The sequence below is a fragment of the Rhodococcus sp. 2H158 genome (assembly GCF_053764755.1).
In genome coordinates this window covers 40,264-62,547 of the sequence record NZ_JBSNCE010000012.1, presented here as the reverse complement: position 1 = coordinate 62,547, position 22,284 = coordinate 40,264, and the positions used below count along the sequence as shown (strand labels likewise).

Below are 22,284 nucleotides of genomic sequence, written 5' to 3'. Positions count from 1 at the left end.
GTCGTGCCGGACGTCCGGCGGCGCTGCTCGGACCGTCCGGCTTCGTCCCGCGAGAGTTGCTTCACGGTTCGAAGCGGTATCCCATTCCCGGTTCGGTGAGCAGGTGGCGAGGGTGGGCAGGATCGGGTTCGAGTTTGCGGCGCAGCTGCGTGAGATACACCCGCAGGTAATGGGTCTGGGTCGTGTAGGACGGCCCCCACACCTCTTCGAGCAGTTCCCGTTGGCCGACGAGCTTGCCGCGGTTGCGCACCAGCATCTCGAGCATCCCCCACTCGGTGGGGGTCAGGTGCACCGGAGCGCCGTCGCGGGTGACCTTCTTCGCGACGAGGTCGACGGTGAAGTCGTCGGTGTCGATCGTCGGTTCGGTCGTGTCCGGGGTGGTGCCGGCCCGGCGGACCGCGGCGCGGATGCGGGCGAGGAACTCCTCCATCCCGAACGGCTTCGTGACGTAGTCGTCGGCTCCGGTATCGAGGGCGGCCACCTTGTCGAGGGCGTCGGTGCGTGCCGAGAGGACGATGACGGGGGCCGTGCACCAGCCGCGCAGCCCGGCGAGCACTTCGATCCCGTCGAGGTCCGGCAGGCCCAGGTCGAGGACGATCACATCGGGATGCTGCTGGGCGGCGGCTCGGAGGGCGGAGCGTCCGTCGCCGGCGGTGATCACCTCGTACCCGCGTGCGGCGAGGTTGATGCGCAACGCACGCAGGATCTGTGGTTCGTCGTCGACGACGAGGATGCGGGTCATCGCGGCACCCTTGCCGGCGCGGCGGCGAGCTCGACCACCATGGTCGTCCCGCCACCGGGTGTCTCGGTGGCGGTGACGGTCCCGCCCATCGCTTCGGCGAATCCGCGGGCGACGGTCAACCCGAGCCCCGCCCCGCGGCTGCTGCGGTGGTCCCCGGCGCGGGGAAAGGCGGCGAAGACGTTGCCGGTGTCGCCGTGTGCGAGTCCGGGACCGCAGTCCGCGATGGTGACGGTGGTGCGGTCACCGGAGGTGTCGGCGCCGACGCGGATCGGACCGGTGGGTGCATAGCGCAGGGCATTGTCGAGAAGATTGGCCAGGACCCGTTCGAGCAGCCCGCTGTCCGCACCGACCACGGTGTCGTCGACGTCGACCTCGATGCGTTCGCGAACGTTGCGGGCGGTGTCCGAACCGCCGCTCGAAAGCGTGACCATGGCCCGGTGCACCACCTCGTCGAGGTACACCGGCTGCAGGACGGGCGTGATCACCCCGGCCGCGAGCCGGGAGGAGTCGAGCAGGTTCGACACCAGGCCGGTGAGCTGGTCGGTGGATTCCTCGATGGTCGCGAGCAGCTCCGCGGTGTCCTCGGGGGAGAACTCGACATCGGTGCTGCGCAGGCTCGACACCGCGGCCTTGACGGCAGCGAGCGGGGTGCGCAGGTCGTGGCTCACCGCCGACAGCAACAGCCGCCGCAGGCGGTCGGTTTCGGCCAGGGCCGACGCCTGGGCGGCCTCGGCGGCGAGTTCCTGCTGCCGGACCAGTCCGGCGGCCTGTCCGGCCACCGCGGTGAGGATCCGGCGGTCGCGGGCGCGTAGCTGCGGTCCACCGAGCAGGAGGGCATAGGCGCTGTCGTCGACTTCGCAGACGGTGTCGGCGGCCTGGATCGACGTCGGTGGCGCCGAGCCGGCCGTCCCCAGCACCTGTGCCGGCTCCCGGTCGGTGCGGACGAGGCTGACGCCGTGCTGGGCGTAGGTTTCCCGGACCTTCTCGAGCAGCCGGGGCAGGTCCGCACCCCGCAGAACCGCGCCGGCGAACAGGGCGAGCAGTTCGGCCTCCTGGGACGCGAGCCGGGACTCGCGGGCACGGGCCGCGGCGGCATCGACCAGTGCGGCGACTGCTACGGCAATGACGAGCAGCACCACGGTGGTGACGAAGTTGGCCGGCTCGGCGATGGTGAAGCTGTAGCGCGGCTCGGTGAAGAAGAAGTTGAGCAGCAGGGCCGACAGCAGGGCCGCGACGACGGCCGGACCGATTCCGCCGAACAGCGCGACGGCGAGCACGACGACGAAATACAGCGTGTTCTGGCCCTCGAAGCCGGTGAAGTGGTCGATCAGCGCCATCACGCCGGTGGCGACGACGGGGATGACGATCGCCGCGATCCAGGACTGCAGTCGCCGCTCGTGGCGGCCCAGCAACGCCATCCTCGGCCCACGGGCGGTGTGCTCGTGGGTCACCATGTGCACGTCGATCTTGCCGGAGTCGCGGACGACCGCCGCCCCGATGCCCTCGTCGAGGATGCGGGCCCACCGCGGGCGCCGGGACGTGCCGAGCACCAGCTGGGTGGCGTTCACCTCCCGCGCGAAGTCGAGCAGCGTGGTGGGCACGTCGTCGCCGACGACGCTGTGCAGGCTTGCCCCCAGGCTGGCTGCCAGAGCCCGGACCTTCCCCATCTGCGGCGCCGATACCCCGGTGAGCCCGTCACCACGGACGACATGGACCACCATCAGCTCCGCGCCGGCCCTGGCGGCGATCCGGCTCGCGCGCCGGACCAGGGTCTCCGATTCGGGTCCACCGGTGACGGCGACGACGACCCGTTCGCGGGCCTCCCAGGTGTCGGTGATGGCGTGTTCGCCGCGGTACTTGGCGAGCGCGAGGTCGACCTGGTCGGCGAGCCAGAGCAGGGCGATCTCGCGCAGGGCGGTCAGGTTGCCCTCCCGAAAGTAGTTGCGCAGCGCGGCATCGACCTTCTCGGGCGCATACACGTTCCCGTGCGCCAGGCGCCGCTGCAGGGCCTGCGGGGTGATGTCCACCAGCTCCACCTGGTCGGCGCGGCGCACGACGTCGTCGGGGACGGTCTCGCGCTGCACCACGCCGGTGATCTGTTCGACCACGTCGTTGAGGGACTCGAGATGCTGGATGTTCACCGTCGACAGCACGTCGATTCCCGCGTCGAGCAGTTCCTCGACGTCCTGCCACCGTTTCGCGTGGCGGCTGCCGGGAACGTTGGTGTGGGCGAGCTCGTCGACCAGGGCGACGGCGGGCCGGCGGGCCAGCACGGCGTCGAGGTCCAGTTCGTCGAGCACGGTGCCTCGGTAGGTCGTCCGCCGGGGCGGGACGGTCTCCAGGCCGGCCAGCTGTTCGGCGGTGCGGGCACGACCGTGCGTGTTCACGATCGCGACCACCACGTCACCGCCCCGGGCGATCCGCCGATGGGCCTCGCCCAGCATGGCGAACGTCTTGCCCGCGCCGGGGGCGGCACCGAGGTAGATCCGCAGCCGCCCCCGGCGCGACGCCTCGGGGGCGGCGGTGCGCGCAGTACCGGTCACGACGCCATCATCCACCCGACGGGACCTCGTCGCAGTCGGGTGCGGTCAGTCCCAGCGCCACGTTCAGCTCGGGCACGTTCACTCGTTCGGCGCCGAGGAACCCGAGTTGCCGGCCCTCGGTGTGCGCGGCGACCAGCTCCCGGACCCGTTGCTCGGGGATGCCGGTGACCCGCGCCACCCGCGGCACCTGCACCGCGGCGTAGGCAGGGGAGATGTGGGGGTCGACGCCGGAGCCGGACCCGGTGACCGCATCGACCGGAATCTCCTGCGGCGGCACCTGCTCGCGTGCGGCGATCACGGCACGCCGTTCGTCGACGAAGACGGCCAGCACCTCGCTGCTCGGGCCCTGGTTGGACGGCAGTGCGGCGGCCGGGTCGCCCGGCGCGACGGCGTCTCCGTCGGCGACCGAGCCGACGACCCGAGTGTGGAAGAACGGATCGGGCTCGCCGGGCGCGACCTGCGGATCGACGCCGATCAGCCGGCTGCCGACGACGCAACCGTTCGTGTCGGTCAGTGGCGAGCCCTCGGCGCTCGCCGAACCGAGCCGTCCCGCCGCCCACACCGCCGCCGGATAGGCCACTCCGACGATCACGGTCAGTGCGACCAGCATCAGCAGGCCGGCCCGCGCCTGCCGCATCAACCCTGCGAAGAAGTTACCGAATCCCATCAGTGTCACCCGATTCCCAGACGCACCACGAGGTCGATCAGCCAGATCCCGACGAACGGGGTGATCACCCCGCCGAGGCCGTAGACGAGCAGATTCCGTCCCAGCAGCGACGACGCGTTCGCCGGCCGGTACCGCACACCCTTCAGGGCCAGCGGTATCAGCGCCACGATCACGAGGGCATTGAAGATCACCGCCGACAGGATCGCGCTCTGCGGGGTGGCCAGTCCCATGATGTTCAGCCCCGCCAGTTGTGGGTAGATCCCGCTGAACAACGCGGGCAGGATCGCGAAGTACTTCGCGAGATCGTTCGCCAGCGAGAAGGTGGTCAGCGCCCCGCGCGTGATGAGCAGCTGCTTGCCGATCTCGACCACCTCGATCAGCTTCGTCGGATCGGAGTCGAGGTCGACCATGTTCCCCGCCTCCTTGGCCGCGGAGGTGCCGGTGTTCATCGCCACCCCCACGTCGGCCTGGGCGAGGGCGGGCGCGTCGTTGGTACCGTCACCGGTCATCGCGACCAGCCGTCCGCCCTGCTGTTCCGAGCGGATCAGCGCCAGCTTGTCCTCGGGGGTCGCCTCGGCCAGGAAGTCGTCGACCCCCGCCTCGGCCGCGATCGCCTTCGCGGTGAGGGGGTTGTCCCCGGTGATCATCACCGTGCGGATGCCCATCGCCCGCAGCTGGGCGAACCGCTGTGCCATGCCGGGTTTGACGACATCGGACAGCTCGACGACGCCGACCACCGATGCGCCGCGATCGTCGGATCGGGCCACCACGAGCGGTGTTCCGCCGCCGCGGGCGATGTCGTCGACGACGGTGCTCACCGCCTCGGGCATCCGTCCGCCCTGCTCGGCCACCCAGCGGGTCACCGCGTCGGCGGCGCCCTTCCGGATGCGAACCGGGATGCCGGCGTCTCCGGCGGTGTCGAGGCCGCTCATCCGGGTGTGCGCGGTGAATGCGACGAACTCGGCGGAGCGCTCGGCGTCCGACGGGCTCGGATCGAGGTGGAACCGCTCGGCGCACAGCTCGACGATGCTGCGCCCCTCGGGGGTTCCGTCGGACAGGCTCGACAGCCTTGCCGCAGAAGCCATTTCGAGATCCGTGACGCCGGGAGCGGGGTGCAGTGCGGTGGCGCGTCGGTTGCCGTAGGTGATGGTGCCGGTCTTGTCCAACAGCAGGGTGTCGATGTCCCCGGCCGCCTCGACGGCACGACCGGACATGGCCAGCACGTTGCGCTGCACCAGCCGGTCCATCCCGGCGATGCCGATCGCGGAGAGCAGGGCACCGATCGTGGTGGGAATCAGGCACACCAGCAGCGCGATCAGCTCGACCGGTCCCTGCTCGGCGCCGGCGTACGCACTCATCGGACCGATCGCGACGACCGCGAGCAGGAACACGATCGTCAACGCCGCGAGAAGGATGTTCAGGGCGATCTCGTTGGGGGTCTTCTGCCGGGCGGCCCCCTCGACGAGAGCGATCATCCGGTCCACGAAGGTCTGCCCGGGTGGTGCGGTGATCCGCACGACGATGCGGTCGGAGAGCACGGTGGTGCCGCCGGTGACGGCGCATCGGTCGCCACCCGACTCGCGGATCACCGGCGCCGATTCTCCGGTGATCGCCGACTCGTCGACCGTGGCGATGCCCTCGACCACGTCGCCGTCGCCGGGGATCGTCTGACCGGTCTCCACCACGACGAGATCGCCCACGCGCAGCTCGGTGGCCGATACGGATTCCTCGGCGGCCGGACCGGCGAGGCGACGGGCTGTCGTGTCCTGCTTGACCTTCCGCAGGCTCGCCGCCTGCGCCTTGCCGCGCCCCTCGGCGACCGACTCGGCGAGGTTGGCGAACAGCACGGTGAACCACAGCCACGCCGCGATCGACCAGGCGAACAGGGTGGGTTCGACGATCGCCGCGACGGTGGCGACCGCCGACCCGACCAGCACGACGAACATCACCGGATTCCGCGCCACATGCCGGGGATCGAGCTTGCGGATCGCTCCCGGCAGGGCGTCTGCCAGCTGACGGGGGCTGAACACGCCCCCGCCGACACGATGCGGGTGGGAGGCGATGGTCTCCCGGTGGGAATGAAGGTCGATGGTCACCGAAGTATCTCCGTGATCTCCGCCGCGGGGCGGGAGGAAGAGCCGTGGTCGCGGCGCCGCAGGTGCGCGTGAGGCGCCGAGGGGGAGACGAGGGTCATTGCAACGCCTCCGCGACGGGGCCCAGGGCGAGGGCCGGGAAGAAGGTGAGAGCCGCAACGAGGACGGCCGTTCCGGTGAGCAGCCCGGCGAAGGCCGCACCGGTGGTGGGCAGCGTGCCCGCACCGGCCGGCGTGCGCCGCTGGGCGGCCAGCGATCCGGCCAGGGCCAGGACGAACACGATCGGCAGGAACCGCCCGAGCAGCATGCACATGCCGAGCGAGGACTGGAACCAGTCGCTGGTCACGGTCAGCCCGCCGAACGCGCTGCCGTTGTTGTTCGACGCCGAGGCATAGGCGTAGAGCACCTCGGTGAACCCGTGGATCGCGCCCGGAGTGCCCGGATCCCCGGAGTTGCCGAGGTACCCGGTGGTGGTGGACAGGATCACGGTGATCGCGGTGCCGGTCAGCACCAGCGTCGGCATCACCAGCACCACCAGCGCGGCAAGGGTGATCTCGCGCCTGCGCAGCTTCTTGCCGAGGAACTCGGGCGTGCGCCCCACGAGCAGGCCCCCGACGAACACGGCGATCACCGCGAGCACCAGCATGCTGTACAGGCCGGTGCCGACCCCGCCGGGCGCGATCTCGCCGAGCAGGATGTTCAGCAGGACGGCCCCACCGCCGAGCGGGGACATGCTGTCGTGCGCCGAGTTCACCGCACCGGTGCTCGTGCCGGTGGTCGACACCGCGAACAGCACCGAACCGGGGATCCCGAACCGGACTTCCTTGCCCTCCATCATCGCGCCGGCGGCGTTCGCCGCCACACCCCGCGTACCGGATTCGGCGGCCAGCGCCACCGCCAGGACGGTGCCGTAGAGCACCGCCATCACACCGAGGACGGTCAGGCCCTGCCGTCGGTTGCCGATCATCGTGCCGAACGTGCGGGTCAACGCGACGGGGATCAGCAGGATCGCGAGGATCTCGACGATATTGGTGACGGGGGTGGGATTCTCGAACGGATGGGCCGAGTTCGCGGCGAGGATGCCGCCGCCGTTGGTGCCCAGTTCCTTGATCGCCTCCTGCGAGGCGACGGGGGCGAGGGCGTTGGTCACCACGTTGCCGTCCAGCCCGGTGGCCGAGAAGCCGCTGCGGTACGACTGGATCACGCCCTGGCTCAGCAGGATCAGGGCGATCACGAATGCCAAGGGCAGCAGGATCCGCAGTGTCCCGCGCACCAGGTCCACCCAGAAGTTGCCGATCTCGCCGACGCGCCCGACGCGCACCAGGCCACGGATCAGGGCGATCACGACCGCCATGCCGACCGCCGCCGAGACGAAGTTCTGCACCGCGAGCCCGGCGGACTGGGTCAGGGGACTCATCGTCGTTTCGGGCACGTAGGACTGCCAGTTGGTGTTGGTGACGAACGAGACCGCCGTGTTGAACGCCACCGACGGACTCACCGCACCCAGGTCCTGGCCGAGCGGCAGGACACCCTGGAGTCGCTGCACCGTGTACAGGAAGAGCACGCTCGCAAGCGAGAAACCGAGCACACTCGCGGCGTATCCGTACCAGGTCTGTTCTGCGCGCGGATCGATCCGGCACAGCCGGTACATCAGGGACTCGATCCGCAGGTCCTTCCACCGCAGGTCGGTGTCGGTCGTGTACACCCTCGCCATGTAGTCGCCGAGTGGAACGTAGGCCAACGCCAGGACTGCAACGACCAGGCCGATCTGCAGTCCCGCGGCAACAGCTGGAGTCATCGGATCGTCAGAACCTCTCCGGATCGAGCAGCGCGATCAGCAGGTACACCACCAGTGCCGTCGCGAGCACGACGAGCGCGACGCTCGCCACCCCTGCCCAGGTCATCGGCTCTCACCTCGCACATGCAGTGCGCGCAGGACCAGAGCGCACACCAGGAACCCTGCCAGGATCAGCACCACGTACGCGGTGTCGGCCATGTCGTCTTCCCTTGTCGTAGACACGAATCAGGCGCCGATCGGCGCCCCGCACCACACTGTTGCACCGCGCCCGTCCGTGGACCGCGATCCATACGGAATCTTGACGCCCGCGGCCGATGTCCTGACGAGTTCTTTACACCCCGGGTCCGGGACCCCGGCGGCGCAGCGCCCGCGGGCCCCGACGCCGGAACGGCACGAGTCCGGCGGCATCACCACCTCGTCGCGGTGCCGCCAGGAACGCCACGGCCAGCGCGGCGGACACGGCGGCCGGCACGAGCGCCGGGGGGTGCAGATGCTGCAGCGGGACGAGCAGCGCCGTCGTCGCCGCTGCCGGAAGTGCGATCGCCGACAGGACGGCGGGCGCGGCGGGCAGCGGCTGCGGCCGGGGGCGAGCGGTGTGCAGGCGCCGGTGCAGCACCAGGTCGGCGGTGGCGCACAGCTCGGTCAACTCGGCTCGTGCCCCGTCGATCTCCGCGCTCGCCCGGTGCGCGAGCAGCGAGCGCAACCGCGTCGGCGCGATCCGTCCCGGGGCGTCGTCGGGGGGAGCGCACAGCAGCGCCACCTCGACCAGGCGCGCACGCACGTCGGCCACCTCGTCGAGCGCGGTGAGGAGCTGCGCACGGTCGTGTGAGCGGTGGGTGCGCAGGTGCCCGAGCAGCCGGCGCCGATCGGTGTGCAGGTGTGCCCGGGCGCCGACCCAGCAGATCAGGTGGTAGAGCATCTCGCGGGTGCCGTCCCCGAGGTAACCGTGACGGTCTGCGGCGCCGAGATCGACCAGCATCGCCCGGGCGTCGTCGCGGACGCCCAGCCGCGCCCCGGTCCGCACCGGCGCATCGGCCAACGGTTCCGGATGCCAGGTGCGCAACTGTCCGGATGCCCGCGACACCCCGGCGGCCAGGGTGCCGGAGCGGGGAGGTCCGACGAGCCGGCGCACCGCCTCGGACCCGTCCCCGGCGACCTCCACGACCAGTCCCTCGACGGTGCGCTCGGCCTCGAGCGGACGAGCGGTGCGAACGACCACCTCGCTGAGCGGGCGGTACACCGCGGGGTCGGGCAGCCGGGTGTCGAGCCGGGGGAACACGTCGACCAGGCCGGCATCGGCGGTCACCCGGAACGGCGCCAGAAATGCGTCGAGCGCGCGACGGAATCCGGTGTCGGCACCGTCGAAGAGGGGATCGCTGTGCCAGGTCAGCACGGTACCGGGCGCCTCGGCGGTCAGCTCCTCGCACACCAGCACCAGTCCGCCGCCGGGCACCTCCCACAGGGACGCACACGCGCCGGGCGCGCCGACATGGGTCCGGCCGGGCGCCGACGGTGGAGTGTCCGCCGCCGGACGCCGGACCGGTCCGAAGGTGACGGGGCCGTCGCCGGGGTCCATGAGGTGCCGGAACGCCAGCAGGCTCGGTGCCCGCTCGACGTGATCGGCACCTGGGGCGTCGGCTATGCGTGCCGGGAGGAACGGCTCCGTGCCGGCAACGGCGGGAACGGCGGGAGGAAGCCTGCTCGCTGCGACGTCCAGCGGCAGGAACATCACCTTCAGCACCCCGGCCCGAGCCGGGGACGGCATCGGTTCGGCAGGCGTGGCAACAACATCGGTATACCGGCGCGGCATCTGATTCTTCGCTTTCGGCACGGTGACGAGGTCGGCGCCTCCGGCGCGAAGCGCTCCGCCCCGGCCCGGGGACGCAGCGCCCGGGCCGGGGCGGAGGGATCCGGGAGGGTCAGCCCGCGGCGGTGGCGTCCTCGAGTTCCGTCACGCGAGTCAACGCCTCGCGCAGTCCCCGGCGGAACCCGCGGGTGTGCTCGGCGCGGCCGAGGGTCTCCAGATCATTTTCCAGGTTCGCTCGAATTCTCCCGAGCGCGTGCTGTGCCGTGTTCATGGGAGGTGCGATTCTCTCGTCGTTTTTCTGATGGTGGCAGGCAGTGCGGAATGGCGAGCCAATTCGTCGAGGACGTACAGTCGCGCGGTCCGAATTCCCCGGTGATATCCCGGAAGAAATTCGCCGCCGGGGTCCGCGAGGGCGATCTCGCTTCCGAGCTGCGCGTAGAGTCTCTCGAGAACTGTTGTCGTGAAATCCATTTCGTTCGGATCGGTGGTCGTAGATTCGCGGTCAGCTCTTCCGCTTGCGGAGGAACTGGGTGGACTCGAGCGCCTTGGCTCGTTTTTCCGCACGCCGCTCCTTCAGGGCGCGGGCGGACTGTTTGGAACTCTTGACGGCGGACTTGGCGGCCATTGTCAATCCTTTCCGAATCGGCAATCGCAAACTGGCCCCGACCATACCCAACAAAAAAATAAAGTCCAGTTCGCCGGAACGGCGCCCTGTCGTCGGTACCCGCCTGCGGTGGCGGTGTTGCCGGAGACGCGCCGTTTTCGAGGTGGTGGGGGTTCGGGCCGTAGCCCGCGCTACCGCCCGAGAAGTCCCCTCCGGGGTATTTGCCCGAAATCCGTTGGTGGTGTGACTCTTTCGATGGTAATACACTGAGGTCGGGTCGGGATCTTCGAGGGTGAAGGAGAGTCCGATGTCTGCCGGATTCGATCTGGGCGTTGCGTTCAGCGCGTTCCTCAAGTGGCTGAGCGTGACGTTCGGTCTCGGTGTCGGGTTGAGCTGAACACGCTCGGTCCCGTGGGGTCGTGTCACGCGCCTGCGATACCTGCCGTGCCGGGTCGGCGGCCCCCAGCGTGTCCCGCAATGCCGTCGGGGGCGGCGTTGCGGGACACGTCGTGCCGTCCTGAACGGTCGACGGTGCGGGACGAGGAACTGCGGCGCGTCCACCGCGCCGCCGCACCGGAATTCGCTCGCCGTACCGGAATCCGCCCAGTCGTTTCCCGGCGCGGATTCCGGAGCGGCGCGGCGATTCTCGTCCCGACGACTCCCGGGAGAGTCGTCTACTCGTCGACCTCCATGTGACGGATGGAGGGGCCGCCCTTGTGGTCGGTCGAGCGGCCGAGCTTGGAATCGAGCAGGCTGTGGAGGCGGTGCACGGCGCCGTCGAAGGCCTCCTTCACCGATCCCGCGTTGTGGGTGACCGCGATCGGTTGCTGGCCGGCGATCCGCGCCTCGAGGAGACAACGCTTGTCCGTGGTGCCGAACTTGTCGGCGTTCTCGTCGCTGAGGTGGATCTCCACCCGGGTGATCCGGTCGGCGAACCGGTTCAGCGCGGACGCCAGCTCCTCCTCGAGCCGACGGGCGATGTCGTCGTCGATCTGGATGTGGCTGTCCTTGTTGAGCTGGATCTGCATCGCGAGCTGTCTCCTTCTCGAGCGCGTCGGTACGGCCGGAGGTCGTTCTCCGCGCCTTCGCGCGCTGCGTCGTGTCGATTCCACCCGAACTCGGTACGGGTGGGCAACCCACAGGCCGCGTCAGCCGACCTCCTCCGGCTCCCTGCGCGCGAGCGTGCTCGGCCACCAGATCCGCTTTCCGATGTCGATCGTCAGCGCCGGCACGAGCAGCGACCGGACCAGCAGTGCGTCGAGCAGCACGCCGAACGCGACGATGAACGCGATCTGCGCGAGGAACAGCAGCGGGATCACCGCCAGCGCCGAGAACGTCGCGGCCAGGACGATACCTGCGGAGGTGATCACCCCGCCGGTCACGGTCAGGGCCCGCAGCGTGCCGCGCCGGGTACCCACCCGGGCGCTCTCCTCCCGCACCCGGGTCATCAGGAAGATGTTGTAGTCGATGCCCAGCGCGACGAGGAAGACGAAGCCGAACAGCGGCACCACCGGGTCGGCGCCGGGGAACCCGAGCAGATGGTCGAAGACGAGCGACGACACGCCGAGGGTCGCCGCGAAGGACACGACGACCGTCAGCATCAGCAGCACCGGCGCGACGAGTGCCCGCAGCAGCAGGATCAGGATCAGCAGCACCACCGCGATGACGACGGGAATGATCACCGTGCGGTCGCGGGTGGCGGTGTTCTTGGTGTCCAGATCGACCGCCGTGGTCCCGCCCACGAGGGCCTCGGCCCCCGGCACTCCGCCGACCGCGTCGCGGATGCGCTCGACGGTGTTCTCGGCGGCCGTCGAGTCGGCGGGATCCGACAGGGTCGCCTGCAGTGCGACGCGGCCGTCGACGACGGTCGTCGCACCGTCCGGGCCGGTCACCGGCGCCACCTCGGTGACGCCCTCGACGCGGGCAGCGGCGGCGACGTCGCCGGCCGCGGACTCGCGGGTGATGATCACGGTGGGGGAGCCGGTGCCGGCGTCGAAGTGCCTGCCGAGCATCTCCTGGCCGGTCACATAGTCGGTCTCGAGCAGGAAGATCTCCGACTGGGCGACGCCGTCGGCCTTGAACTGCGGCATCAGCATCGCGAAGCCGACGAGGACGAGGCTCGACACCACCCAGATCCGCCGCGGATGGGCGCCGACCCGCTGTGCGAGCCCGTTCCAGAACCGGTGCGCCGATGCCAGGTCGTCCCGATCGGCGTCGGGGTCGGCCGTCGGCCGCTTGGGCCAGAACGCGGCCCGGCCGAGGAGCACCAGTGCGGACGGCAGGAACGTCATGGAGGCGACGAACGAGGCGACGATGCCGATCGCGGCGACGGGGCCGAGGCCGCGGTTGGAGTTCAGGTCGGACAGCAACAGGCACAGCACGCCGGCGATGACGGTGCCCGCCGACGCGGCGATCGGCTCCAGCGTGGCCCGCCACGCGGTGCGCATCGCGGCGAACCGGTCCTGCTCGAGGCGCAGTTCCTCGCGGTAGCGGGACACCAGCAGCAGCGCATAGTCGGTCGCGGCGCCGAAGACGAGGATGAACAGGATGCCCTGGCTCTGTCCGTTGAGGGCGATGACGTCGGCGCCGGCCAGCAGGTACACGAGCAGGCTCGCGAGCGTTAGGGCGAACACCGCCGAGAGGATCACTACGAACGGCAGCAGGGGACTGCGGTAGACGACGACGAGGATCAGCAGCACCACGCCACCGGCGACCAGCAGCAGCAGGCCGTCGATGCCCTCGAACGCCGTCGTCAGATCGGCGATCTGCCCGGCGGGACCGGTGACGTAGACCGTCAGCCCCTCGGGCGGATCGGCGAGCTCGGCGCGCAGTTCGTCGACGGCGTCCCCGACCTCTCCGGTGCTGTCGATCGGGACGATCATGCGTGCGGCCTGACCGTCCTGCGACGGGACCGGTGGCGGGCCGGCCGACCCCCCCGCGAGGTAGGCGAGGTCGTCGGGGGTGATGCCGGAGGGGCGTTCGGCCACGACGATCGCGGGCACGTACCGGGTGTCGGTGAAGTCCGCATAGAGCTCGCCCGCCCGGGTGGATTCCGCGGAGGCCGGGAGGAACGAGCTGTTGTCGTTCTGCTGGACTTCGCTGAGCTTGCCGGCGAAGGGGCCGCCGGCGCCGGCGATCGCGAGCCACGCGATGAGCAGCAGCGCCGGCAGCAGCCAGCGGATGCGACGAGGTGAACGCGCCGGCGCGGTGACGGTGTTCAATCTTCCTCCAGGAGAATGCGAGTACGCCGAGCCCAGATTACTCAGCTAGCTGAACAATAGTGAAAAGGTATCTCATGACCGACGACCTCGAGAGCTGGCCGACCGGCCGGCTGCTGTCCACGGCCGCCCGGCTGGTGGAGCAGGCCTGGGAATCGACTCTGCGCGCCCACGGTCTCACCCACGCCGGGCTGGTGGCCTTGCATACGATCGCCGACGGTCCGCGCTCCCAGCGGGAGATCGCCCGGGCCTGCCGCGTGACCGACCAGACGATGAGCCGGACCGTCGAGCACCTCGAGCGGTCCGGATTCGCCACGCGCACCGTCGATCCCGCCGACGAGCGGCGCATGCGCGTCCGGATCACCGAATCGGGGTACGAGTTGTACCGGGCGATGATCGAACTCGAGCGCACCGATGCGCAGCCGACCGCGGTGGTGTCCGACCCCGCCACCTTGCGCTCCCTTCTGATCGAACTGGTCCGATCGGCACAGCGCTGAGCCGCCGCGAGCGTGCGGGGGTCTGTCCCCCCGGGTCAGTCCAGCGGCAGCTGGGCGAAGATCTGCGTCGGCTGCGCCGACCCGCCCGGCGGTTCGACGCTGAATGCCAGGGCGGTCGAATGCCCGACCCCCTCGAGGACGGCCGTGGTGGACGGAGCCACCGCCTCGGCGTCCATGATGCCCGCGGACTCCGGGCCCTCGGGGGTGATCAGCCACATCTGGTAGACGCTGCCCTCGGCGGGCGGCGCCACGTTGTTCATCACCAGTACCCCGGCGTCGGCGTCCTTCGAGTACACCACCGTGGCGACTCCGCCACCCTCGATCTCACCCGACGTGGTGCGCACGTCCTCCGCCGCGAACACTTGAGCCGAGGTGGGTGCGGTGTCCTCCTGCAGCTGGGCGACGACGGCGAATCCGCCCACGGCGACCAGCAGTGCGGCCGCCGCGGCGAGCAGGAAGTTGCGGCGCCGGCCGCGCCGCTCGTCCAGCGAGATCGGTGCGACGGGCGGCGCCTGCGGGCCGGATTCGGCGGCGATCGCGTCCAGCAGGCGCTCGCGCAGTCCGGCCGGCGGCTCGGTGGCCGTCGACGCCGACACCACGGCCATGGTCTCCCGGACGGCCGCCGTCTCCCGGGCGAACGCCGCCGCCACCTCAGGAGCGGCTTCGGCCACCCGGGACTCGATGTCGCGGCGTTCGGCATCGGACACCGCGTCGAGCGCGTACACGACCGCGAGGTCGATCAGTTCGCGGTCCACATCGCCGAAACCGGGCCGGGCCTCACTCGTCATCGCCCTGCACCCCCAGACACTTGCGCAGACGGAGCAGTCCGTCTCGGATTCTCGATTTCACGGTCGGTAGCGTGACCGAAAGTTTTTCGGATACCTCGCGGTACGTCAGCCCACCGAAGTAGGCCAGTTCGACGGACCGACGCTGCAGATCGGTCAGCGTGCCCAGGCAGTGGGCGACCTGCTGCCGGTCCTCGCGCCGGGCCGCCTCCTCGCTGACGACGTCGAACGCCGCGTCGACGTTGCTCGCGCCGTAGCGTGCCTCGCGGTCGGCCCCGGACTGCTCGGACCGCACCCGGTCGACGGCCCGGCGGTGCGCCAGGGTGATCAGCCAGGACATCGCCGAACCCTGCGCGGCGTCGAAACCGGAGGCGGAACGCCAGACCTGCAGATAGACCTCCTGCGCGGTCTCCTCGCTGTAGCCGGGATCGCGCAGGACGCGCAGGATCATGCCGTACACGCGGGCGCGGGTCAGGTCGTAGAACTCGGCGAATGCAGCGGCGTCCTGCACCGCCACGCGCGCGAGCAGCGCATCGAGTGTGTCGGTACGTCCGCCGACGCCGGTCATCGGCCCTGTCCGCTCATCGAGCGAAAGCCTAGTCGGGCGATTCGGGCGGCTCAAGCCGTCCTCGGCCGGTCCGTTCGGGGGGCCGGGACCGGCGGGCGAGGCAAGAGTCGAATCGAGCAAGGCGATCACCTCCGGGACGAATTCTCGAGCGTGACGCCGCCGGCCCGTTCCGGCAGGCCGGCGCCACCGCTGCCGATCACTGCGACGTCGCGCGGGGTGTCAGGCATGGTCTCCGCCTGCCTGCCGGCCGGCCGGGGCCAGGGATTCACGGAGGAACTCGGCGGTGACGGCATGCCACCACCCCGGCTTGGTGAGCAGGAAGTGGCCCGCCCCCGCCAGCGGCCGGAACTGGGCATCGACGCCGCGTCCGCGGGCCTGGGCCGCCTGGACCGCGCTCAGGCGCGGATCGCACCTCGTGTCGGCGGTACCGTGCACCACCAGCAGGCGTCGCTCGGGTGGGACGAGAGCGCCGTCGTTGTCGGGCCACCACGGTGCCAGCGCGACGACGGCCCCGACGCCGGGCTGTGCCGCGAGGTGGGCCGCAACCCTTCCGCCCATGGAGTGGCCCACGAGCCCGATCCGGACGTCGCCGCGCCGCCGCTGCACCTCGTCGAGGGCGCGCAGTGCGTCGTGGACGGGACTCATCCGGTCCCCGTTCCATCCGCGGTGGGTGTAGCGCACCTGCCCGACGGTGATGTCGTACATGCTCAGCCGGGAACGCAGGGATTCGGTCAGCAAGGTCATCCGCAGCGCGGACAGGTGCCACGGCCGGGCGGCGGACGTGCTGACCGGCTTGCCGCCTGGCAGAACCAGCACATGAGCGCGGGGCCGGTTCGATACGATCTCCATGCCCGTTGTTCGGAGCGCGGCCGGAATCGGATGGGTCGAAAAAATCTTGCAGATCCACCCATCCGCCCTTCCGCCCGCGCCGAATGGCAGATGACACACCTGACCGACGTGGTCGCAAGGACCACGACACCGAAGGGAATTGGGGCCATGGTTATCAACACGCGAAAGAGCTTGGCGGCAGTCGGAATCGGCGCAATGGCGATGATGGGTGTCGCGGCGTGCTCGTCCGACGACTCGGGTTCGTCGTCGGCCACGTCGGCCACGTCGGCCACGTCGGCGATGGAGAGCGCCACGTCGGCGATGTCGCCCACCACCGAGGCCATGGCGTCGGCCCCGGTGGGTCCGGGTTGCGCCGCGTACGCCGAGCAGGTTCCCAGCGGGCCGGGCTCGCTGGAGGCCATCGCGCAGCAACCCGTCGGGACTGCCGTCGCCGACATTCCGATTCTGACTCAGTTGAACGCGGCGATCAGCGGGCAGCTCAACCCGCAGGTGAATCTCGTCGACACGCTCAACAGCGGCGAGTTCACCGTGTTCGCGCCGGTCGACGACGCCTTCGCCAAGGTCGATCCGGCAACCATCGAGAGCCTGAAGACCGATACGGCCACCCTCACCACCATTCTCACCTACCACGTCGTGCCCGGCCAGATCGCGCCGTCGGACATCGAAGGTACCCAGACCACCGTTCAGGGCGGTACCGTCGAGGTGACCGGTGAAGGCGAGGAATGGAAGGTGAACGACGCCAACGTTATCTGTGGCGGCGTGAAGACGGCCAACGCGACCGTCTACCTCGTCGACTCCGTCCTGCTGCCGCCGGCGCCGCAGCAGTGACCCGGACCCGGTAGGACCCGAGGAGCGACGTGAAACGAATGATCCGAGGCCTCGCGGCGGCCGTCCTGGCCGCCGCGGGCGCCGCCCTTGTGGCGGCACCGGCGCAGGCAGCCCCGCTCACCCCGGTGGCGGAGCTGGACGTGAACCGGTACATGGGCACCTGGTATCAGCTGGCCGCCAATCCCGCTCCGTTCAATCTCGACTGCGTGCGCGACACCACGGCGAACTACACGCTGCTCGACGAGCGCAACGTGCGGGTCGAGAACTCGTGCACCACCGCCACAGGTGAACGCCGGGGAATCGTCGGCAACGCGCGGGTCAACGACACCGCGTCGCTGCACGTGAGCTTCCCCGGTGTGCCGTCCCAGGATTCGCTGGACGGTCCGAGCAACTACATCGTGAGCTACCTCGCGGACGACTACTCGTGGGCGTTCGTGGGGGACCCGACCCGGATCTCCGGATTCGTACTTTCGCGTTCGCCCGTCGTGGACGACGCTGCGTGGCAGCAGATCCGGGCCGTGGTCGAGCAGCAGGGCTACAACAGCTGCCTCATGCTCACCTCGCCCACCACCGAGGGCCTGCAGGAGATCAAGCCGCTCTGCACCGTGTGAACCACCTTCTGCGCGTACCGGACTCGTGCCGGTGCCGCTCCGCCCGGCCGAATGTCACATTGCATCGGATCGATCGATCGCATGTGACATTCGGCCACCGGCGGGGGCGGAGCCAGGAGCTCGGTGCGCCCGCCTACCCCGCTGTGCGGTGCGCGGTGCCGGCGATGTTCTCGAGCATGCCCTTGAAGATGATGCCGTGGAACGGCACGAGCGCGTACCAGTAGATGCGTCCCGCAAGCCCCTTCGGAAAGAAGATCGCCCGCTGGTGCAACCGGGCCCGGCCGGGATCGAGCGGCTCGATGCGCCACTCGAGCCACGCCCCGCCCGGCGCCCGCATCTCGGCCCGCAGCCGCAGCAGGGTGGGACGCTCGAGGCGCTCGACGCGCCAGAAGTCGAGCGCGTCCCCGGTGTGCAGGGTGCGCGGGTTCCGCCGGCCCCGGGACAGACCGACGCCGCCGGCGAACCGGTCGAGCCACCCGCGGATCGTCCAGGCGAGCGGGAAGGAATACCAGCCGTTCTCGCCGCCGATGCTCTCGACCACCTCCCACACCGTGCCGGCGTCGGTGTCGCAGTCGATGGCGCGTTCGTCGACGAAGACCGCCTCCCCCGCCCAGTGCGGGTCGGACGGCAGCGGTTCGGCGGGGGCGCCGACGGGCGACGCGCTCGCCCAGGTGGTTTCGACGTCGCCGCGCTCGAGCTTGTGCAGCGCCAGCCGGACCGCCTCGCGGTATCCGGTCAGTCCGCCGGGCGGCGGCGGGATCACCTCGTCGATATCGTGTTCGGCGACCACCGCGTCGTTGCTCAGCGACTCGATCAGGGCCCGGCCCAGCGACGGCGGGATCGGGGTGACCAGCCCGATCCACAGGCCCGCGAGCTTCGGGGTGAGAACGGGCAGCACCAGGATGCGGCGCCGGCGCAGGCCCGCGACCTCGGCGTACACCTGCATCATCTCGCCGTAGCGCAGCACGTCCGGGCCGCCGATGTCGTAGGTGCGGCTGCGGGGGAGGGGAGCGGTGGCCGCGCCCACCAGGTAGTGCAGCACGTCGCGCACCGCGATGGGCTGGATCTTGTTGTTCACCCACTTCGGGGTGGTCATCAGGGGCAGGCGGTTGCTCAGGTGCCGGATCATCTCGAACGACGCGGAGCCCGAACCGATCACCACCCCGGCCTGCAGCACCAGGGTGGGCACGCCGGACTCCACGAGGATCCGGCCCACCTGCTCCCGGGAACGCAGGTGCGTGGAGAGCTCGGCCGTGTCCGGGTGCAGCCCACCGAGATACACGATGCGCTGCACCCCGGCCGCCCGGGCCGCGGCGGCGACGTTCTCGGCCTCCGTGCGTTCGGTGTCGATGAATTCGCCGCGCCCGCCCATCGAATGCACCAGGTAGTACAGGACGTCGATGTCCCGGCAGGCGACGGCCAGGGACTCCGGGTCGGTCAGGTCGCCGCGCACGATCTCGACGTCGCCGGCCCACGGCACGTCCCGCAACTTGTCGGGGGTACGGGCCAGTACCCGCACCCGGTGCCCCGCGTCGACCAGCAGCGGGGCGAGCCGGCCCCCGATGTAGCCGGTAGCCCCGGTGACGAGGATGCGCAGCGGAGGGGCGCTCATCCGTTCTCCACTCATCCGTTCTCCACGATGTGGCCGAGTTGATGCCGCAGGCAGGCCTCGAGCTTCGGCCGGCGGAAGCGGTGCCCGTGGTCGACCAGGCACCGCGGGACGACGCACTGGTCGGCCGTGGCGACCTCGCGCGCGCCTTCCTCGCCGAGCAGCAGCCGCGGTCCGAACCCGGGCACCGGCAGCAGCGCCGGCCGGTGCAGCACCCGCGCCAGTGTGCGGGTGTATTCGTCGTTGCGAACCGGCTCCGGCGCAACGGCATTGATGGGGCCTACGATGCGGGGGTCGGCGAGGGCCCGGTGGTAGACGTCGAGCAGGTCGTCGAGGTCGATCCACGACAGCCACTGCCGGCCGGTGCCGAGCCGGCCGCCGAGCCCGGCCTCGAACAGGGGGCGCTGCAACTGCAGCGGCCCGCCGCGCGGTGTCTGCACGATCCCGGTCCGCACCAGTACCACGCGCAACCCGCCCGCGGCGGCGGGCGCGGTGGCGGCCTCCCAGTCGGCGACGACGTCGGCGAGGAACCCGGTGCCGCGCTGCGCATCCTCGGTGAGCGGCTCGTCGCCGCGGTCGTAGCCGTAGAACCCGATCGCCGACGCGGACACGAACGTCGCGGGTCCGTTCGGCGTGCGTGCCGCGAGATCGGCCAGCAGCCGGGTGGGTTCGATCCTGCTGTCCCGGATCGCGGTCTTGTGGGCGTCGCTGAAGCGCCCGGCGATCGAGGCGCCGGCGAGGTGGACGACGGCGTCGACCCCCTCCAACAGGTCGGGTGCGGGGGCGTCCGGATCCCAGCGACGTTCGTCGTCGCCGCGCGGTTCGCCGCGTACGAGGCTGACGACGCGATAGCCGCCGGTGCTCAGGTAGGCGGTCAGCGCGGTGCCGACCAGGCCCGACGTGCCGGTGACGGCGACCGTGGCGGGCCGCACCCCCTGCTCGTGCGACCACTGGTGGGCGGCGAGGTCGTCGGCGAGCTGGCGGTGCCGGTAGAGGAAGGTCTGCTTCAGCAGCGACTCTGGGACGGGCGTGTCGACCCGGTCGGTGACGCGGGTGCGACGGCCGCCGAGAGCCTCGAAGTTGTGCTCGTGCCGCCACGACATGACGATCCCCGTGGGCAGCGACGTGAGCCCGTCGCGGCCGACGCTGTCGACGAACCGCGCGGGCGGGTCGTAGGCGTCGGGCTGGTGAACGGCGATCCAGCGCAATCCGCCCGGCAGGCCGAGTACGGCCCGGCCCGACTCGAGGGAGTCGGATTCGGTGATCACCCGCAGCGGCTGCCACGGGGGGAGCAGGCGCCTGACCGCACCCGGTCGGCTGTGCCAATCGAAGACGTCGCGGCGTGGCGCGTCGACGACGCTCGAGTACGTGATGCCCATCGTGCCTTCCTCGGCCTGGTCCGGGTGTGCGGGAGCGGCGCCGGGAGAACTCCCGGCGCCGCCGTGGAATCAGCTGGGAATCATGTTGATGAGAATGGTGTATGCGTTCACCAGAGGAGTGTGGATTGCCATGAACGCTGTTTCGACGAGTTCTCGCATGGTCGTGTTCCTCTCGGTTGTCCGTCCGGTACGGGGGGTCCGTCCGATCGGCATTCGGAGCGGTGCGCGGCCCGGATGGGTCAGCCTTTTCCGCCGATCCGCCCGTACCGGTCGAGTGCCACCTGCCGTTCGTGGGCGTGGTCGACGATCGGCGCCGGGTACCCGTCCGGCGGACCATCCGGGAGCCGGTGCACGCGTTTGCCGTTCACACCCCGCAGCTCGGGTACCCAACGGCGCACGTATTCACCCGTCGGATCGAACTTCTCCCCCTGCGTGATCGGGTTGAACACCCGGAAGTAGGGCGCGGCGTCGGTGCCGCTGCCGGCCGTCCACTGCCACCCGTGCTGGTTCGAGGCCAGGTCGCCGTCGACGAGCCGGTCCATGAAATGCCGGGCGCCCCACCACCAGGGCAGATGCAGATCCTTGGCGAGGAAGGACGCGACGATCATGCGGAGCCGGTTGTGCATCCAGCCCTCGGCGAGCAGCTGCCGCATGCCCGCGTCCACGATGGGGAAGCCGGTACGGCCCTCCTTCCATGCGGCGAAGGCACGTTCGGCGTCGGGGCCGCTGTCGTAGGTGATGTGGTCGAAGCGGCGGTTGTAGTTGCGGCGGGCCGTGTCGGGCCGGTGGTACAGCACGTCCGCATAGAAGTCGCGCCAGGCCAGTTCGCTGCGCAGCCGGTTCGCCGGGCCGCCGTGGTCGGATCGCACGTCGTGCAGCAGGGTGCGCGGGTGGATGCACCCGAATTTCAGGTAGGGGGAGAGCCGGCTGGTGCGGTCGAGGTCCGGCCGGTCCCGCTCGGTGTCGTAGTGCGGCAGGTCGTCGTCGCGGAACTCGTGCCAGCGGTGCAGCGCGGCGGCTTCCCCGGCGGGTGGCAGCGTGGTCCCGTCGAGGTCGTCGTCGGCGGGGATCGGTACGCGCGCGTCGAGATCGCCGGGGTCGATCCAGTCGACGGTGCCGGCGTCGGTGGCGGCCGGGGCTCGCCAGCCGTGCTCGTGCCACGCCCGCTGGAAGGGGGTGAACACCTTGTAGGGGGTGTCGTCGGGCTTACGGACGCGGCCGGGCGCGACGGCGTAGGGCGAGCCGGTGCGCACCAGCGGGACATCGCCGAGCGTCCGCTCGACGGCCTCGTCGCGGCGGGTGCCGTAGGGGCCGTGGTCGGAACTGATGTGCACCGCGTCGGCGTCGAGTTCCCGGGCCAGTGCCGGGACGACGGTGACGGGGTCGCCGTGGGTGACGAGCAGCCGTCCGCCCAGGTCCTCGTCGAGGGCGCGCAGGCACCGCATCAGGAAGGTGCGGCGCGGGGATCCGGACGGGCGCAGCAGCGACTCGTCGAGCACGAACAGCGCGAGTGCCCGGTCGGAGGTGTCGGCGACGGACAACAGGGTGGGCAGGTCCCGCAGCCGCAGATCACGGCGGAACCAGACGATACCGGGTCGGCTCACTCGTCCAGTGTGCGTGAGAGCGGGGCCCGGCGTGGGCCGGGCGGGCGGGTCGAGGTCGGGCGGGTCGAAAGCACTGCGGGTG

At 70.6% G+C, this 22,284-nt stretch carries 20 protein-coding genes; 3 read left to right on the top strand and 17 right to left on the bottom strand.

Going from position 1 to position 22,284, the window contains the following annotated elements; all coding sequences use genetic code 11:
* Positions 1 to 61: 61 nt before the first annotated feature.
* The 11 genes from ACWPOB_RS13595 to ACWPOB_RS13545 all read right to left on the bottom strand — a co-directional run bounded on the left by ACWPOB_RS13595 (position 62) and on the right by ACWPOB_RS13545 (position 13,475).
* A complete protein-coding gene (locus ACWPOB_RS13595; protein ID WP_100055927.1) occupies positions 62 to 742 on the bottom strand; it encodes a response regulator in 681 nt (226 codons plus the stop codon).
* The gene (locus ACWPOB_RS13590) at positions 739 to 3,285 is read right to left on the bottom strand and encodes a DUF4118 domain-containing protein (RefSeq protein ID WP_455401153.1); all 2,547 of its coding nucleotides are present in this window, start codon (positions 3,283 to 3,285) and stop codon (positions 739 to 741) included. The genes ACWPOB_RS13595 and ACWPOB_RS13590 overlap by 4 nt, the downstream gene beginning before the upstream one ends.
* Positions 3,286 to 3,292: 7 nt before the next feature.
* Positions 3,293 to 3,952 (bottom strand): potassium-transporting ATPase subunit C, encoded by a 660-nt coding sequence (locus ACWPOB_RS13585; protein ID WP_455401152.1) that lies wholly within the window; start codon positions 3,950 to 3,952, stop codon positions 3,293 to 3,295.
* A 5-nt stretch (positions 3,953 to 3,957) separates the two neighbouring features.
* Complete coding sequence (gene kdpB / locus ACWPOB_RS13580) at positions 3,958 to 6,048, bottom strand: potassium-transporting ATPase subunit KdpB (protein WP_455401151.1); 2,091 nt, start codon at positions 6,046 to 6,048, stop codon at positions 3,958 to 3,960.
* A gap of 94 nt (positions 6,049 to 6,142) precedes the next feature.
* A complete protein-coding gene (kdpA, locus tag ACWPOB_RS13575) occupies positions 6,143 to 7,843 on the bottom strand; it encodes a potassium-transporting ATPase subunit KdpA (RefSeq protein WP_455401150.1) in 1,701 nt (566 codons plus the stop codon).
* 7 nt (positions 7,844 to 7,850) lie between these two features.
* The gene (gene kdpF / locus ACWPOB_RS13570) at positions 7,851 to 7,949 is read right to left on the bottom strand and encodes a K(+)-transporting ATPase subunit F (protein ID WP_100055923.1); all 99 of its coding nucleotides are present in this window, start codon (positions 7,947 to 7,949) and stop codon (positions 7,851 to 7,853) included.
* A 225-nt stretch (positions 7,950 to 8,174) separates the two neighbouring features.
* Positions 8,175 to 9,608, bottom strand: coding sequence for a hypothetical protein (locus ACWPOB_RS13565; protein ID WP_455401149.1), 1,434 nt, complete (start codon positions 9,606 to 9,608; stop codon positions 8,175 to 8,177).
* 154 nt (positions 9,609 to 9,762) lie between these two features.
* Positions 9,763 to 9,921 carry a hypothetical protein gene (locus ACWPOB_RS13560; RefSeq protein WP_455401148.1) on the bottom strand — a complete coding sequence of 53 codons (159 nt, stop codon included), beginning with the start codon at positions 9,919 to 9,921 and terminating at the stop codon, positions 9,763 to 9,765.
* Positions 9,922 to 10,152: 231 nt separating this feature from the next.
* The gene (locus tag ACWPOB_RS13555) at positions 10,153 to 10,275 is read right to left on the bottom strand and encodes a hypothetical protein (RefSeq protein ID WP_455401147.1); all 123 of its coding nucleotides are present in this window, start codon (positions 10,273 to 10,275) and stop codon (positions 10,153 to 10,155) included.
* Between the two features lie 653 nt (positions 10,276 to 10,928).
* Positions 10,929 to 11,282, bottom strand: coding sequence for an HPF/RaiA family ribosome-associated protein (locus ACWPOB_RS13550; RefSeq protein WP_455401146.1), 354 nt, complete (start codon positions 11,280 to 11,282; stop codon positions 10,929 to 10,931).
* Between the two features lie 120 nt (positions 11,283 to 11,402).
* Complete coding sequence (locus ACWPOB_RS13545; RefSeq protein WP_455401145.1) at positions 11,403 to 13,475, bottom strand: MMPL family transporter; 2,073 nt, start codon at positions 13,473 to 13,475, stop codon at positions 11,403 to 11,405.
* 74 nt (positions 13,476 to 13,549) lie between these two features.
* Between ACWPOB_RS13545 and ACWPOB_RS13540 the strand changes: the two genes are divergently transcribed.
* Positions 13,550 to 13,969, top strand: a complete 420-nt coding sequence (locus ACWPOB_RS13540) for a MarR family winged helix-turn-helix transcriptional regulator (protein ID WP_006931511.1) — start codon at positions 13,550 to 13,552, stop codon at positions 13,967 to 13,969.
* A 35-nt stretch (positions 13,970 to 14,004) separates the two neighbouring features.
* Here the strand turns inward: ACWPOB_RS13540 and ACWPOB_RS13535 are convergent, their stop codons facing one another.
* The 3 genes from ACWPOB_RS13535 to ACWPOB_RS13525 all read right to left on the bottom strand — a co-directional run bounded on the left by ACWPOB_RS13535 (position 14,005) and on the right by ACWPOB_RS13525 (position 16,171).
* The gene (locus ACWPOB_RS13535) at positions 14,005 to 14,757 is read right to left on the bottom strand and encodes an anti-sigma factor (protein ID WP_455401144.1); all 753 of its coding nucleotides are present in this window, start codon (positions 14,755 to 14,757) and stop codon (positions 14,005 to 14,007) included.
* On the bottom strand, positions 14,747 to 15,322 hold the full coding sequence (locus ACWPOB_RS13530) for a sigma-70 family RNA polymerase sigma factor (protein WP_100056803.1): 576 nt from the start codon (positions 15,320 to 15,322) through the stop codon (positions 14,747 to 14,749). Before ACWPOB_RS13530 ends, ACWPOB_RS13535 begins: the two co-directional genes overlap by 11 nt.
* Positions 15,323 to 15,541: 219 nt before the next feature.
* Positions 15,542 to 16,171, bottom strand: coding sequence for a dienelactone hydrolase family protein (locus ACWPOB_RS13525; protein ID WP_455401143.1), 630 nt, complete (start codon positions 16,169 to 16,171; stop codon positions 15,542 to 15,544).
* Between the two features lie 147 nt (positions 16,172 to 16,318).
* Between ACWPOB_RS13525 and ACWPOB_RS13520 the strand changes: the two genes are divergently transcribed.
* Both ACWPOB_RS13520 and ACWPOB_RS13515 read left to right on the top strand, forming a co-directional pair.
* On the top strand, positions 16,319 to 16,999 hold the full coding sequence (locus ACWPOB_RS13520) for a fasciclin domain-containing protein (protein ID WP_455401215.1): 681 nt from the start codon (positions 16,319 to 16,321) through the stop codon (positions 16,997 to 16,999).
* A 29-nt stretch (positions 17,000 to 17,028) separates the two neighbouring features.
* A complete protein-coding gene (locus ACWPOB_RS13515) occupies positions 17,029 to 17,610 on the top strand; it encodes a lipocalin family protein (RefSeq protein WP_455401142.1) in 582 nt (193 codons plus the stop codon).
* A gap of 133 nt (positions 17,611 to 17,743) precedes the next feature.
* Here ACWPOB_RS13515 and ACWPOB_RS13510 read toward each other — a convergent pair whose 3' ends face one another.
* The 3 genes from ACWPOB_RS13510 to ACWPOB_RS13500 all read right to left on the bottom strand — a co-directional run bounded on the left by ACWPOB_RS13510 (position 17,744) and on the right by ACWPOB_RS13500 (position 22,202).
* A complete protein-coding gene (locus ACWPOB_RS13510; RefSeq protein ID WP_455401141.1) occupies positions 17,744 to 19,222 on the bottom strand; it encodes an SDR family oxidoreductase in 1,479 nt (492 codons plus the stop codon).
* Positions 19,223 to 19,233: 11 nt separating this feature from the next.
* Complete coding sequence (locus ACWPOB_RS13505) at positions 19,234 to 20,598, bottom strand: TIGR01777 family oxidoreductase (RefSeq protein WP_455401140.1); 1,365 nt, start codon at positions 20,596 to 20,598, stop codon at positions 19,234 to 19,236.
* 239 nt (positions 20,599 to 20,837) lie between these two features.
* Complete coding sequence (locus tag ACWPOB_RS13500) at positions 20,838 to 22,202, bottom strand: cryptochrome/photolyase family protein (RefSeq protein ID WP_455401139.1); 1,365 nt, start codon at positions 22,200 to 22,202, stop codon at positions 20,838 to 20,840.
* Positions 22,203 to 22,284: the final 82 nt, after the last annotated feature.